The 13,912-nt window shown below is 66.1% G+C and carries 11 protein-coding genes; 4 read left to right on the forward strand and 7 right to left on the reverse strand.

Annotated features, from left to right (window positions below):
* Positions 1-54: 54 nt before the first annotated feature.
* Complete coding sequence (locus AC3IMC_RS14820) at positions 55-783, reverse strand: TetR/AcrR family transcriptional regulator (protein WP_454483891.1); 729 nt, start codon at positions 781-783, stop codon at positions 55-57.
* 161 nt (positions 784-944) lie between these two features.
* Between AC3IMC_RS14820 and ptsP the strand changes: the two genes are divergently transcribed.
* From ptsP to AC3IMC_RS14835, 3 genes are read left to right on the forward strand one after another with little or no spacing between them, the layout of a single operon-like run.
* On the forward strand, positions 945-2,630 hold the full coding sequence (gene ptsP, locus AC3IMC_RS14825) for a phosphoenolpyruvate--protein phosphotransferase (protein ID WP_490919313.1): 1,686 nt from the start codon (positions 945-947) through the stop codon (positions 2,628-2,630).
* 48 nt (positions 2,631-2,678) lie between these two features.
* Entirely contained in the window at positions 2,679-3,101 is a 423-nt protein-coding gene (locus AC3IMC_RS14830) for a helix-turn-helix domain-containing protein (protein WP_490919314.1), read from the forward strand.
* Positions 3,101-3,922 (forward strand): alpha/beta fold hydrolase, encoded by an 822-nt coding sequence (locus AC3IMC_RS14835; RefSeq protein ID WP_490919315.1) that lies wholly within the window; start codon positions 3,101-3,103, stop codon positions 3,920-3,922. Before AC3IMC_RS14830 ends, AC3IMC_RS14835 begins: the two co-directional genes overlap by 1 nt.
* Before the next feature lie 2 nt (positions 3,923-3,924).
* Here the strand turns inward: AC3IMC_RS14835 and AC3IMC_RS14840 are convergent, their stop codons facing one another.
* Positions 3,925-5,145 (reverse strand): PucR family transcriptional regulator, encoded by a 1,221-nt coding sequence (locus AC3IMC_RS14840; protein WP_490919316.1) that lies wholly within the window; start codon positions 5,143-5,145, stop codon positions 3,925-3,927.
* Between the two features lie 231 nt (positions 5,146-5,376).
* Here AC3IMC_RS14840 and ald point away from each other — a divergent pair, with 231 nt between their 5' ends.
* Positions 5,377-6,495 carry an alanine dehydrogenase gene (gene ald / locus AC3IMC_RS14845; protein ID WP_490919317.1) on the forward strand — a complete coding sequence of 373 codons (1,119 nt, stop codon included), beginning with the start codon at positions 5,377-5,379 and terminating at the stop codon, positions 6,493-6,495.
* Here the strand turns inward: ald and AC3IMC_RS14850 are convergent.
* The 5 genes from AC3IMC_RS14850 to AC3IMC_RS14870 all read right to left on the reverse strand — a co-directional run bounded on the left by AC3IMC_RS14850 (position 6,492) and on the right by AC3IMC_RS14870 (position 13,633).
* Positions 6,492-7,553, reverse strand: coding sequence for a Gfo/Idh/MocA family protein (locus AC3IMC_RS14850; RefSeq protein WP_490919318.1), 1,062 nt, complete (start codon positions 7,551-7,553; stop codon positions 6,492-6,494). The two genes, ald and AC3IMC_RS14850, sit on opposite strands and share 4 nt — an antisense overlap.
* Before the next feature lie 105 nt (positions 7,554-7,658).
* Complete coding sequence (locus AC3IMC_RS14855; protein ID WP_490919319.1) at positions 7,659-9,374, reverse strand: ABC transporter family substrate-binding protein; 1,716 nt, start codon at positions 9,372-9,374, stop codon at positions 7,659-7,661.
* A gap of 52 nt (positions 9,375-9,426) precedes the next feature.
* A complete protein-coding gene (locus AC3IMC_RS14860; RefSeq protein ID WP_490919320.1) occupies positions 9,427-11,664 on the reverse strand; it encodes an ABC transporter ATP-binding protein in 2,238 nt (745 codons plus the stop codon).
* On the reverse strand, positions 11,661-12,647 hold the full coding sequence (locus tag AC3IMC_RS14865) for an ABC transporter permease (RefSeq protein ID WP_490919321.1): 987 nt from the start codon (positions 12,645-12,647) through the stop codon (positions 11,661-11,663). Before AC3IMC_RS14865 ends, AC3IMC_RS14860 begins: the two co-directional genes overlap by 4 nt.
* Positions 12,648-12,649: 2 nt before the next feature.
* Positions 12,650-13,633 (reverse strand): ABC transporter permease, encoded by a 984-nt coding sequence (locus AC3IMC_RS14870; RefSeq protein ID WP_490919323.1) that lies wholly within the window; start codon positions 13,631-13,633, stop codon positions 12,650-12,652.
* Between the last annotated feature and the right edge of the window lie 279 nt (positions 13,634-13,912).

Below are 13,912 nucleotides of genomic sequence, written 5' to 3' on the forward strand. Positions count from 1 at the left end.
TAGATACGACGACGTACTGCTGGTGGAGCGGGTGGTGCTTGGTGGTGTGCCGGGTCAGCCGGCCGGGCTGGTGGAGATCCGGTGCAGCCATTCGAGGAAGAGTTTGAGTTCCGAGCTCGAGAGCTGGTCAGAGTGCGAGGCCTGAAGTGCGGCGTTCAGGGCAATCGCTGCCACCACCACCGAGGATTTCCCGGTGGACCCCGGCGCCGGGCCGCTGGCCGGCTCGGCGGACACCGCGAAGATCATGGCATCCCGGGTCATGGTGGACAGTTCAAGGTTGCGTTCGGAGGCGGGCTCCGCAATCAGCATCAGCGTCACGCCCACGTTGGCCGCCAGGATGGACCTGGCCGCTTCCCTGGGCTGGACGTTCAGCTGGCCCGCCGCCGCCGCCTTGTTCAGCATCTCCTCCATCAGCGCCTCGGCATCTGCCACGATGGCGGGCCGGCTTTCCGGGCGGATGTTGCCGAACATCACCAGGTACAGTTCCGGCTGGTTCAGCCCGAACTGGACGTGGTTGTCCCACATTCTCCGGATGTCCTCAAGTGGCTGCCCGGAGGGGGCGAAATCCCTTTCGCCCGCGACATATTCCTCAAACCCCGCGGCGACGACGGCGTCGAACAGACCTTCCTTGTCACCGAAGTGGTGGTAGAGCGTGGGCGCCGAAACCCCTGCCAGCTGCGTGATCTGGCGGGTGGAGACGGGCGCCCCGGCGGACTTGGCCAACAATTCCGCGGCCGCACGGAGCAGCCGCATTTTGGCGGGAAGCTGGCCATCCAAACTCATAACCGCTACCCTAGCACCTATAGCATTGCTATATGAACTGAATCACATACAATTTTTTCAGGCACGTTTCCCGCCCCTGGACGTAGCAGTCCCCCGGCGGTTCCGGCATGGCGCCGGCAATCCGGCGGGCCTGGCAAACCGGCAGAGAATGAGGACCTTCAGTGCAGAACTTCCCAGGAGTAGGCGTCAGCCCAGGCCGCGTCATCGGCACCGTTCGGCAGATGCCCAAACCGATCAGCGAACCTGCCGCCGGTGAGCAGCTGGCCGCGGGTACCACCGCCGAGGAAGCCACCGCAGCATTGAAGGCAGCTTCCCAGGCTGTCCACGACGAGCTGAAGGCGCGTGCAGCGCACGCCACCGGGGACGGCAAGGCCGTCCTGGAGGCAACAGCCCTGATGGCCAAGGACACGATGCTCATCAAGGGCGCCGCCAAGCTTGTTGCCCGCGGCGTTTCCGCCGAGCGTGCCATCTGGGAGTCCGGCTCGTCCGTCTCGGAAATGCTGCTCAACCTGGGTGGCTACATGGCCGAACGCGCCACGGACGTCCTGGACGTGCGCGCCCGGATCGTGGCCGAACTGCGCGGCGTTCCGGCACCGGGCATCCCGGCGTCGGCCACCCCTTTCATCCTGGTGGCCGATGACCTGGCCCCGGCCGACACCGCAACCCTGGACCCCAACAAGGTCCTGGCCCTTGTCACCGCCGGCGGCGGCCCCCAGTCGCACACCGCCATCATTGCCCGTTCCCTGGGCCTGCCGGCCGTCGTCGCCGCTGTAGGGGTGGACGACATCGCCGACGGCACCGAGGTGTTCGTTGATGGCGCGGCAGGCATCGTCACGGCTGAACCCGACGACTCCCTGCGCGCCGCGGCGGAGGCGTGGGCGGCCACGGCCTCGCTGCTGTCCGAATTCACCGGCACGGGCACGACGGCGGACGGCCACGAAGTGCCGCTGCTGGCCAACGTGGGCGGCGGCAAGGACGCCGAGGCCGCAGCCAAGCTTGGCGCCCAGGGCGTGGGCCTGTTCCGCACCGAATTCTGCTTCCTGGAGCGGGACACCGAACCTTCCGTGGAGGAACAGGCCGCAGCGTACAAGAGCGTTTTCGATGCCTTCCCCGGCAAGAAAGTGGTCCTGCGCACGCTGGATGCCGGCGCGGACAAGCCCCTGCCGTTCCTGACCGACTCCACCGAGCCGAACCCGGCCCTGGGCGTCCGCGGCTACCGGACCGACTTCACCACGCCCGGCGTGCTGGACCGCCAGTTGGAGGCCATCGCCCTGGCGGCAAACCAGTCGGAGGCGGACGTCTGGGTCATGGCGCCGATGATTTCCACCGCCGAGGAAGCTGCCCGCTTTGCCTCGATGTGTGCCGATGCCGGGATCAAGACCCCCGGAGTCATGGTGGAGGTGCCGTCCGCAGCCCTCACCGCGGAATCGATCCTCCGGGAGGTGGGTTTCGCGAGCCTGGGCACCAACGACCTGACGCAGTACGCCATGGCTGCCGACCGCCAGCTGGGCCCGCTCGCCAACCTCAACACCCCGTGGCAGCCTGCGGTGCTGCGCCTCGTCGGGCTCACGGTTGAAGGATCACGCGCCGAAGGCCACAACAAGCCCGTGGGCGTCTGCGGCGAGGCGGCCGCCGACCCCGCCCTCGCCGTCGTCCTCACCGGCCTGGGCGTCACCACGCTCTCCATGACGGCCCGCTCCCTGGCCGCCGTGGCCGCGGTCCTGAAGACCGTCACCCTGTCCGAAGCCCAGGAACTGGCCAAGCTGGCCTTGTCCGCACCCAGCGCCACCGAGGCGCGGGCATGGGTCCGGGAAAAGCTGCCGGTTTTGGACGAGCTGGGGCTCTGACCCCACCCGCAGGCCAAGGCCGGCCGCGCCGCGGGATAGGCTACGTCCATGGCACTGATAGCCCCCCGGGTCACGGCCGGCCTCCCTGCCGGTGAGGCGAGCGGCCTCGCACGCGCCCTCGCGGACAGCAATGACATCACCGTCTTCGTGGACGGCACGGTCCACCGCCTGCCTGCCCAGGCGAGGGACGCCGTCGTGGACCTCCTTTCCCGGCTCGGCCGTGGCGACACGGTGACGGTCAGCAGCGTCGAGGAAATGCTCACCACCTCGCGGGCAGCCGAGCTGGCAGGGATCTCGCACACCTACCTGCGCAACATGACGGACCGCGGTGAGATCCCGGTGGAGTACCGCGGCTCGCACCGCCGCATCCGGACGGCTGACATCATGGCGTGGCTCGAGACGCAGAAGATTGCGGAACAGAAGCGCAAGCAGGGCAAGAACGCCGGGGTCGACGCCGGCATGGGAGATTAGTGCGTACCCTATCGGCCTGGGCGCGCCGGAAGGACGCCGCGCTGCACTCCGCCGGCGTGGAGGCCAACGGTTTCACAGGCCGGATCCTTTGGACCGACGGTACCCCGGCCCCGGGAACGGACGCAGCGGCGGCAGTTCCGGCCTACATCCTGGTCCACGGCATTGGCGTTTCCCACCGCTACCTTCACCGGCTCCACCGTGAGCTGTCGCGCACCGCCCCGACGTACTCTGTCGACCTGCCTGGTTTCGCCGGAACGCCCCGACCCGGCCGCCAGCTTTCCGTGGCGGACTACGGCGCCTTCATCGCCCAGGCGCTGAAGGCCAGCGGCATCCGTTCCTACATCCTGGTGGGCCATTCAATGGGCGTGCAGTTTGCCATCGAGGCCGCACTCTATGCGCCGGTGCAGGCGCAGAAACTGGTGCTCATGGGCCCGGTGGTGGACGAGCGGCACCGAAGCGTCGGGCGCCAGGCGCTGGCGCTGTCCCTGGACGCCCTCCTGCGGGAGAGCGCGGGGTCCAACTGGATAGTGTTCTCGGACTACTTCCGGTGCGGGCTGCGATGGTACTTCACTGAGCTTCCCGTCATGATGGCCTACCCCACGGAAAAGCGGCTGGCCGGAATCGACGTGCCCGTGCTGGTCCTGCGGGGTGGCCGGGACCAGGTGGCGGGCCCGGAATGGTCGCTCCGGCTTTCCAGCGTTGTGCCGCAGGGGCGGTTCGTGGAGATCCCGGGCGCCGGACACGTGGTGCAGCACCTGCGGCCGCGGGAGGTTGCGGAGGCTATCGGGGCTTTTGCGGCCATTCCTGCAGTGCAGGGCTGACCTCAAATCCTGGGCCGGCTGGCCCAGCGCCGCATCTTGAGCGCCGCGTGCAGTTCCAGGCGCACCATTCCCTTCAGCGGATCCACCCCCAGCAGCTGGCGGATCCGGCCCAGCCTGTTATAGATGCTGCTGCGGTGCAGGTGGAGCTTGGTGGCCACGTCCTGGACTGCGCCGTCGTTGTCGTACAGCAGTTCCAGGACGGGGATGAGCTCGTTGTTGCGGTCATGGTCCTCAAGCATCCGGAAGTAGACGGAGCCGGAATCCGCCCAGGCCCCCACCCCTCCCCCGGCCGAGGCCAGCAGCTGGTAAACGCCAATGGACCGGCAGTCCACCAGCTCGCCGAGCTGGGGATCGACGGCGGCCGCCTGGGCTGCCACCCTTGACTGGCGGTAGGCATCGGACAGCTGGCGGCTCTTCGCGAATCCCTCACTGATCCCCAAGATGATCCGGTGCACGGGACGGCCGGACCGCTTTGCCAGTTCCAGCTGGTAGTGGACCAGAAGCTGGGCGTGGTTGGCCCGGCCGGTTGATTCGCGGAACAGCACCACCGAGTGGGTTTCGGTGCCCGCACTGAACAGGGCCGCGTCCATGCCCACGGTAGCCTGGAGCGCCGTTGACCTGTGGATCAGGGTGGACGCGATAGGGTCCGGACCGCTGGCCCAGCCGTCGGCATCGAGCACCGTGACCATCTGCCACGGCCCGCGGCCCTGGACTTCCTTCCAGCCCGCAACGGCGGCGACGGCGTTGGGCTCGCCGGCGCACGCTGAGAGGAATTCCCGCTCCCGGCCCCGCCGGAATTCGGATTCTGCAGTGTTGGAGTCCAGCAGGAGCCCCGAAAGCAGCTCAAGCTCGTGGTTGACGGCAGGCAACTGGGTGAGGATCGCCGTCGGGCTCTCCTCCGCCGAATCCTGCTGCACCCACAGGTAGCCAACGCGGAAGCCACGCACCATGAGGGGCACGCAGACCCTGCCCAGCATGCCCAGGTCCGGGTTTGCCGGAACCACCACGGGGCGCACAGCCGTGGCAATGCCGTGCGACAGCTGCCACGCACTCACGTCAGCGGGGACCTTCTTGCTCAGCAGGAAGTTCACGCGCACCCGGTCGGCGTGGGACTGGTTGGAGCTGTAGGCCAGCAGCAGCCCGTCCAGGTCCTCGAGCGACAGGCCCCGGCCCAGCTTCTGCGCCACCTGTTCCACGAGCTCTTCCACACCCTGCTGCTGCATGCGCCCACATTACTGCCTGCGGCGAACGCTGGACGAACGGACAGCAGGCGACACTTGCCGCCCCAGGACTCGACGGATGTCGAGCCAAGCCGCCAAGAAACCGCGGAATGGCGCGGTTCCGTCTCCTCACCTCGTGAACTGCCGTGTTGGCTGGCTCACAGCCGGATTTATCGTTGAAACACGAAATCCTTCCATCTTTCCGGCCTACCGGCCCAGAACCTGGAGCACACGATGATCATTGGCGTCCCCAAAGAAATCAAGAACAACGAATTCCGGGTGGCCATCACCGCCGCCGGCGTCCACGAGTTCCGCACCCACGGCCACACCGTCCTGGTAGAGCGCGGCGCGGGCCTGGGATCCGGCATCACGGATGAGGAATACGCCATCGCGGGCGCCGAGATCGTCAACGAGGCGGACGACGTCTGGGGCCGCGCGGACATGGTGATGAAGGTCAAGGAGCCCATCAAGTCCGAGTACCACCGCTTCCGCAAGGGCCTGATCCTCTTCACCTACCTGCACCTGGCGGCCGAGCCCGAACTGACCCGGGAACTGATCAATTCCGGCGTCACCGCCATCGCCTATGAGACGGTGCAGGAGGGCCGCAGCCTGCCGTTGCTCGCGCCCATGTCCGAGGTTGCCGGCCGGCTTTCCGTCCAGGTGGGCGCCACTTCGCTCATGGCACCTGCCGGCGGCAAGGGCGTGCTGCTGGGCGGCGTGCCCGGCGTCCGCCCGGCCAAGGTTGTCGTCCTGGGCGCCGGCGTGGCCGGTACCAACGCTGCAGCCATGGCCCTGGGCCTGGGTGCCGACGTCACCATCCTGGACATCAACATCAACCGCCTCCGCGACCTCGACGCGCAGTACCAGGGCCGCCTGAAGACCGTCGCGTCCAACAAGTACGAGATCGAAAAGTCCGTGGTGGACGCCGACCTGGTCATCGGATCCGTCCTGATCCCCGGCGCCAAGGCCCCCAAACTGGTCACCAACGACCTCGTCGCCCGGATGAAGCCCGGCTCGGTCCTGGTGGACATCGCCGTGGACCAGGGCGGCTGCTTCGAGGACACCCACCCCACCACGCACCAGGAACCCACCTACAAGGTGCACAACACCATCTTCTACTGCGTGGCCAACATGCCCGGCGCCGTACCCAACACCTCAACGTACGCGCTGACCAACGTCACCCTGCGCTACGCCGTTGCACTGGCCAACCTGGGCGTCAAGGCCGCCTTCGACCGCGACCCCGCCCTGGCCGCCGGCCTCAACATCGCCGCGGGCCACGTGGCACACCACTCCGTGTCCGAGGCTCACAACCTGCCCCTCGTCGCTGACTGGCACGAGCTCGTTTCGGCCTAGGCCAATTCGCGTGCCTGTTCTATCAGTTTGAGGACCTCGACGGCGTCTTCCGGATCCACCGGGAGGGGCAACGCGGAGGCGGCGCCGCCGTCGAGGATCTTCTCCGCCAGGATGCGATAGAACTCGGGGTAGTTTCCGCGTTCAGTGGGCAGGGCTGCAAGGTGCCCGTCGCGGCCCAGCAGCCCTGCCCATTCCCGCGCCTCAACACCGTAGTCAGCGTCCAAGGGGCTGCCGCCTGCTGCGACGTAGGGCTCCTGCGGGTCCACCCCGTTCTTGGTAAAGCCGCCCACCGAACCCAGCACCCGGAACCGCGGGCCCTGCTGCGCGCAGAGCATGTTCATGGTCAGGTGGCTGGTCACCCCGGATTCGTGCCGCAGGACCAGGAACACATCATCGTCCGCGCGCTCGTCGGACCTGCGGGCCCGCAACTCGGCGTGCACCACCTGCGCAGGGCCAAAGAGCTGCAGGGCCTGGTCGATCAAGTGGCTGCCCAGGTCGAAAAGCGCACCGCCGCCGTCAGCGGCCGTGGCCCTGGCCTTCCAGGCCTTGGTGATGGTGGGCGACCAGCGCTCAAACCGCGACTCGAACCTGGTGACATTGCCCAGCGCCTGGGCGGCCAGGAGCTTGCGCAGGGTCAGGAAGTCTCCGTCCCACCGCCGGTTGTGGAACACCGTCAGCACTTGGCCAAGCCGCCCGGCGAGCCCGATGAGCTCCAGGCCCTCCTTGCTGGTGACGGCGAACGGCTTGTCCACCACCACATCCAGCCCGGCCTCCAACGCCGCCTTGGCGTACGGATAGTGCGTTGCGGGCGGCGTGCCCAACACCACGAGGTCGAGGCTGCCTGCCCGCCGGAGGACGGCGTCGGCGTCGCGCACAACGTCAACGTCCGGAAGCCGCGCCAAGGCGGTCTTCTGCCGTTCAGGATCGGACGTGGCAACGACCTTCAGCGCGTAGCTGTCATTCGCCGCGATGAGCGGCGCGTGGAACACACTGCCGGACAGCCCGTAACCGACGATGGCGGTGCGGATGGTGCGGGGTGCAGCTTCAGTCCCGGTCATGGAAGCTACGCTACCCCGGTCCGGCAGTCTTAAACAGGGAGCCGGCACCCCCTGGTGACCAGGGATGCCGGCTTCCGTTACGCGGCTAGGGACGTCGGCTGGTGGCTACTTCTTTTCCCAGCCGATGGTGGTCCAGTCCGGCACCTGCGAGTTGCTCTGGAACAGGGAGGGGCCGTAGTTGGCAAGGCCGGTGCGGACGAAGGAGATCTGCGGCCCGTTCATGACCACGCCCATGGAGAAGTACTTCGCCATGTGCTCCTTCTCCACGTCCATCGCAGCCTTGTTGCGTGCTGCATTGTCCTCGATGGAGGCAAGGTCCGCGATCTTCTTGTCCAGCTCTGCGTCGCCCAGCTTGTTCTCGTTAGTCTTGGAGTCGTAGTACTGCTTGACGGCGTCAGTGGCGTCCGCGCCCACCGTGTAGCCGGAGACACTCATATCGAACTCGCGGGAACCGAGCACCTTGCCGAAGTCGGCGGAGGCGCGCTGGTCGATTCCAACGTCCATTCCACCTGCCTGGAGCTGCTTCTGCAGGGTCTGGGTGAACGCGAGGGTGGTGGGATCGTCACCGAAGTTGCTGATCTTGAAGGCTGCGGGCTTGCCGTCCTTCTCCATGATGCCGTTGGCGTTGGCCGTGTAGCCGGCGTCGGTGAGGACCTTCTTGGCGGCGTCCGGCCCCGTTTCCTTGACCGGGTAGTTGTCCTGGTAATAGTCGGAGAACGGCAGCAGCATCATGGAACCGGAGCTCGGTTCCTCCCAGTTAAGGCCGTTGAAGCGCACCTTGCGCAGCGCCTCGCGGTCCACTGCGGCGAAGATGGCCTTGCGGACTGCAACGTCGGTAATGCGCTGGGCGTTCAGGTTCATGCCGCCGGCGAAGAGGCGCTGGCCGCGGCGGATCTCGGAATCCTTGGTGCCGTCCAGCTGCTTGTAGAGGGAGATGGTGTTGGCGGACATGGCGTCGATCTCGCCGTTCTTGAACGCGGCGATCTGCGCGCTGGTTTCCAGCTGGCGGAAGGTCACGTTTGCCAGGACCGGCTTGGCGCCCCACCACTTGTCATTCGGTACCAGGGTCACGGTCTTCGCCGCCGTGTCGTACTGGTCAAGTTTGAACGGGCCGGCCATCCACTCGGGGTGCAGGTTGCCGTTGAAGCCTTCGTTGAAGACCTCGGGGGTGTTGACGGCGGGGTGGATGAGCCCGAAGAAGAGCGAATCCACCGGGAAGACCGGACGGCTGGTCTTGACGATGACTTCCTTGTCGCTGCTTCCTGCCTCGACAGAATCCACGAACTCGTAGGCACCGGAGCTGACGATGTCGTAGCCGGCGTCGGGGCTCTTGAGGATGTTCCAGGTGTTCTTGAAGGCCTTGACGTCGATGGGGGTGCCGTCGTTGTACGTGGCCTTGGGGTTCACCTTGATGGTGATGGTCTGCTTGCCGTCCTTGACTTCGCTGTCCACCGACTCGCAGAAGTCCTTGTTGGGGGTGACCTTGCCCTTGAAGTCCACCTTCCAGCAGCCACCGAGGCCGCCACTGTTCATGGCAACCGGGTTCATGGGAACCTGCAGGGCAGAGTTGTCCGCACTGTTGCCGTTGTTGGAGAACCCGTTGAAGTCCGGCCCGATGTTGCCCAAGGGAAGAGTGACCTTGCCGCCCTGCTGAAGATCCGCGGCGGGCTTTTCGTTGATGCTGATGAGCTTGGACAGGTCGCTGCCTGCCTCCTGCCCCTTGGCCGTTTCGGGGCCGCTGGCACCGCCACCGCCGCAGGCCGTCAGCGTCAGGGCCGCAGCAACTGCTGCAGCTCCGCCGATCCTGTTCAGTTTCCTCATGGTTTTCCCTTCATTGATGCGAGTGGTGGTGGTGCTTGTGGGGCTGAAAAATCTAGGGTGCATGGTTCTCCGCCGGTTCGTGGACCACCAGCATGTCCTCATCCAGTTCGCCGTCCGGAAAGAAGCACGCGAACCGCTGGTCGTACGCGGGTATCGGGGCATTCTGCAGGGCCTGCGCGGCCGCTGAAGGCCTGGCGGGCTCCAACGGCGGTTCCAGGGTGAGGCATTTTTCCTGCTTCGCCGGCGGCAGCGCGGCGAAGACAGGGCAGCGGGTGGCGAAGTTGCAACCCTTGGGCGCCTGCAGCGGCGACGGGAGGTCGCCCTGGAGGATGATGCGCTCCCGGGTCCGTTCCAGCCGCGGGTCGGGCACCGGAATTGCCGAGAGGAGTGCCCGGGTGTAGGGGTGGCGGGGGTTGTCAAAGACCCTGTCCACCTCGCCGATTTCCACGATCTTCCCGAGGTACATCACCGCCACCCGGTTCGAGATGTGGCGGACCACCGAGAGGTCGTGCGCCACCAGCAGGTAGCTCAGGCCGAGTTCCGCGCGGAGGTGGTCCAGGAGGTTGATCACGCCGGCCTGGACCGAAACATCCAGGGCCGAGACGGGTTCGTCCAGGACCACCAGCTTGGGGTTCACGGCCAGTGCCCGGGCTATCCCGATGCGCTGCCGCTGCCCGCCGGAAAACTGGTTGGGGAACCGGTTGACGTGGTCCGGCTGCAGGCCCACGAGCTTCATCAGCTCCATGATCCGCGTCCTGATGGCTGCCCGGTCCATCCCCGCGTTCTGGAGGGGCTCGGCAAGGACTTCGTACACCGTGAACCGGGGGTCCAGGGCGCCGGTGGGGTCCTGGAACACCATCTGGAGTTCCCGGCGCATCTTTGCCTTCGTCTTCGCGTCGGCCGCCTGCTTGTTGCTGAGGCCGCCGATCACCACCTCGCCGTCCTGGTCCTGGTGGAACTCCATGATCTCCAGCAGGGTGGTGGTCTTGCCGGAGCCCGATTCCCCCACGATGGAGAAGCACTCGCCTTCACGGATGTCGAAGCTGAGGCCGTCCACCGCCTTGACCGTGCCGATCCTGCGTTTGATCAGGGCGCCCCGCGTCAGGGGGAAGTGCTTGCGGACGTCCTTGAGCTGCAGCACCGTGGCCCGCTCTGCCCGGGGAATTGCGTCGAAGCGCGAAACGGGCACGGGCGGGGCCGCGAACACATCGTGCACGTCGACACTTCCGCCCAGGGCACCGGACTTGATGCACGCGGCCCGGTGCAATCCCTGGCCATCGACGGGAGCCAGGGCGGGTTCGCCCTCGAGGCAGGGCTCCGAGGCCAGCGGGCACCGGGGCGCGAACGAGCATCCGGTGGGGGTGTGGAGCAGGTTCGGGGGCATCCCTTCGATGGGAACGAGCGAAGACTTCTCCGCCACGTCCACGCGCGGCACGGCTCCGAGCAGCCCCATGGTGTACGGCATGCGCGGGTTGTCATAGATGTCGTCGACGGCACCTGTCTCCACTGGCTTGCCCGCGTACATGACCATGATGTCGTCGGCCATCCCCGCGACCACGCCGAGATCGTGAGTGATCATGACGACGGCGGCCCCGGTCTCTTCCTGCGCCTTATGCAGCACCTCAAGCACCTGGGCCTGGATGGTGACGTCCAGTGCCGTCGTCGGCTCATCGGCAATGAGGACCCGCGGGTTGTTGGCGATGGCGATCGCGATCATCACGCGCTGCCGCATGCCACCGGAAAACTCGTGCGGGAAGGCACGCAGCCTGTCCTTGGGGCTGGGGATGCCCACCATGGCCAAAAGTTCGACGGCGCGCGCCTCCTTGGCTTTCCGGCTCATGGCCGGATGGTGGATGGTCAGCGCTTCCATGATTTGGGTGCCGACGGTGAAGACGGGGGTGAGGGAGGACAGCGGGTCCTGGAAGACCATGGCGAGTTCATTGCCGCGGTATTCACACATGGCCTTGTCGCCCAGTCCCAGCAGTTCGCGGCCCTTGAGGCGGACGGAACCGGAAACCTCGGCCGTTGGCGGGAGGAGGCCCATGATGGCCAGCGAGGTGACCGACTTGCCGGACCCGGATTCGCCTACGATTCCCAGCGTCTTGCCGGGCATCAGGTCGAAGTCGACGCCACGTACGGCGTGGACCACCCCGTTTTCCGAATTGAACCGGACGTTCAGGTCACGGACCGAGAGTACGGGGTCGGTAGGGGCATGCAGCCCCGCGACATGCAGGCGCTCCACATCCGACCGTACGGGTTCCGTGGCTCCGGTGGTGGTTTCGCTGCTCATGCCGTCTTCTTTTCCGCGCGGGTTTTCCGGGCTTTGGCCTGCTTTGCCTTGCCGGTGGAACTGGACGTTGGGTCGAAGGCGTCGCGCAGGCCGTCGTTCATCATGGCCAATGAACCTGTCAGGAGGAACATGACGGTGAGCGGCACCCAAAACATCCAGGGAAACGTTTGGACCTGCGAGGTGGCGCCGCCGATCAACACACCGAGGCTTACGTCCGGGACTTTGATGCCGATCCCGATGAAGGAGAAGGCGACTTCGGCGAGGATGGCTGCGGTGACGCCCCGCGTGATGTCCAGGATCAGGAGCGATCCAATGTTCGGCACCAGGTGCCGCCAGACGATGCGGCGCGGGGGGACGCCCATGTACTGTGCCGCCTTGACGAAGTCCCGCTGCATCAGGGACATGGACATGGAACGGATCAACCGGGCGGTGCCCATCCAGCTGAATACCAGCAGGACGATGATGAGCAGCAGCCAGGACGGAAGGTCGCGTTTCAGGCCAGCGCCGCCGCTGGTGGCAACGGCCACCACCAGGAGCGCCGGCATCATGATCAGGGCCTCCAGGACGAACAGCATGGCCTTGTCCACCTTGCCGCCGAAGTAGGCCATGGTGCAGCCGTAGACGGCGGCGATCAGGACCGAGACGAGTCCGACCACCAGGCCGATCAGGATGGAGATCCGGGTTCCTTCGACTGTCATGGCGTAGAGGTCGATGCCGGCCTGGGAGGTACCGAGGAAGTGCTCGGCGGACGGCGGCATTCCGATGTTGAAGGGGTCGATGGTTTCCTTGTCCCAGGGAGTGAAGAACCCGCCGATGAACGAGAAAAGAGTCAGGACCAGGAAGATGGCCAGGCCGGCCACCGCAGTTTTGTTCCGGAGGAAGCGGCGGAAAATGATGGTGGATTTTCCGATGACGACGTCGGCGCTTTCCAGGTGCGCGTCCTGCGCCACGGCTGCCGGGTCGACGGCGTTCAGGTTGGTCATTGCTACTGCACCCGCACTCTCGGGTCGACGAGCGTAGTGGCGAAGTCCGCCAGGATGGCACCGATGGCAAAGATGACGGAGCCGTAAGCGAGCGTGGCCGTGGCGGCGTTGACGTCCTGCAGCGAGATGGCGTCGATGCTCCAGGAGCCGACGCCGGGCCACGCGAAGATTTTTTCGGCAAAGAAGCCGCCGGCAAAGATTGCCGGGATAGTGAAGGCGATGCTTTGGGCCACGGGGATGAACGAGACCCGGAGCGCGTGCCGGGCGATTGCCTGGTTCCGGCTCAGGCCCTTGGCCCGCGCGGTGCGGACAAAGTCGGCGTTGACGTTGTCCAGGAGGTACTGGCGCTGCGCGATCTGGTACGCACCCCAGCCCACCAGCGTGATGGCCAGGGTAGGAACGACGTAGTGCGCCAGCAGGTCAACGAACTGCGGCCACCCGGGCGCTATGCCCGGGGTGGAGATGCCGGTGACGAAAAAAATGCGGCTTCCCACGGTCTCGTTGATGTTGATGGCGCCCAGCTGTACCAGGAAGTAGGCGATGGGGGCCGGGAAGATGTACGCCAGGTAGCTGTAGGAGGTGATGGCCCGGTCCTGGAATTTGTACTGCCGGGCCGCCGAGTAGACGCCAAGTGCGACGCCGATGACCAGGGTCAGGATGATCGATGCCAGGAAGAGCCGCGTGGAGATCCAGACCCGGTCACCGAATTCGGCGTTGATATAGGCGCCATTGGGGCTCCGGCCCCAGTCCCAACGGGTCACGATGGCGGTGAGCCAGTCGACGTAGCGCTCCCAGGGACTGAGGTCAGGATCCAGGCCCTTGAGGCGCATGGAATTGGCTACCTGCTCCGGGGTGGGCCGGGGAATGCGTTCCTGTTCCAGCAGTGCCGGCTTGAGCGAACTGACGGCCAGGAAATATCCGGCTGACGTGGTCAGGAAAATCATGACCACGTACGTGATGCCGCGCTTGGCGAGGTACTTGAGCATGGCGGGCTATTTCTTCGGCGGCGCCGCCGGGTGACGAACGGAGGAACACCCCGGTGTCCGCTGGTATGCCATGCTGCTGCCCAACTCAACCACCACTGCTGGATCCTTCCGTCTCCCCCGGACAAGCACGGATTGTGCCGCCTCACCGGGTCCTGCACCAGCGGGTAGCTGGCCTCCCGCAGCCCAAGGGCCGGTCCTGGTGGACTATGTCGCGGGTCACATTCCAGAGGAAACTATCACAAGCCCCAGCCCGAAAAGTGCGGGAATCCCCTGAAATCC

The sequence above is a fragment of the Arthrobacter sp. E70 genome (assembly GCF_058266945.1).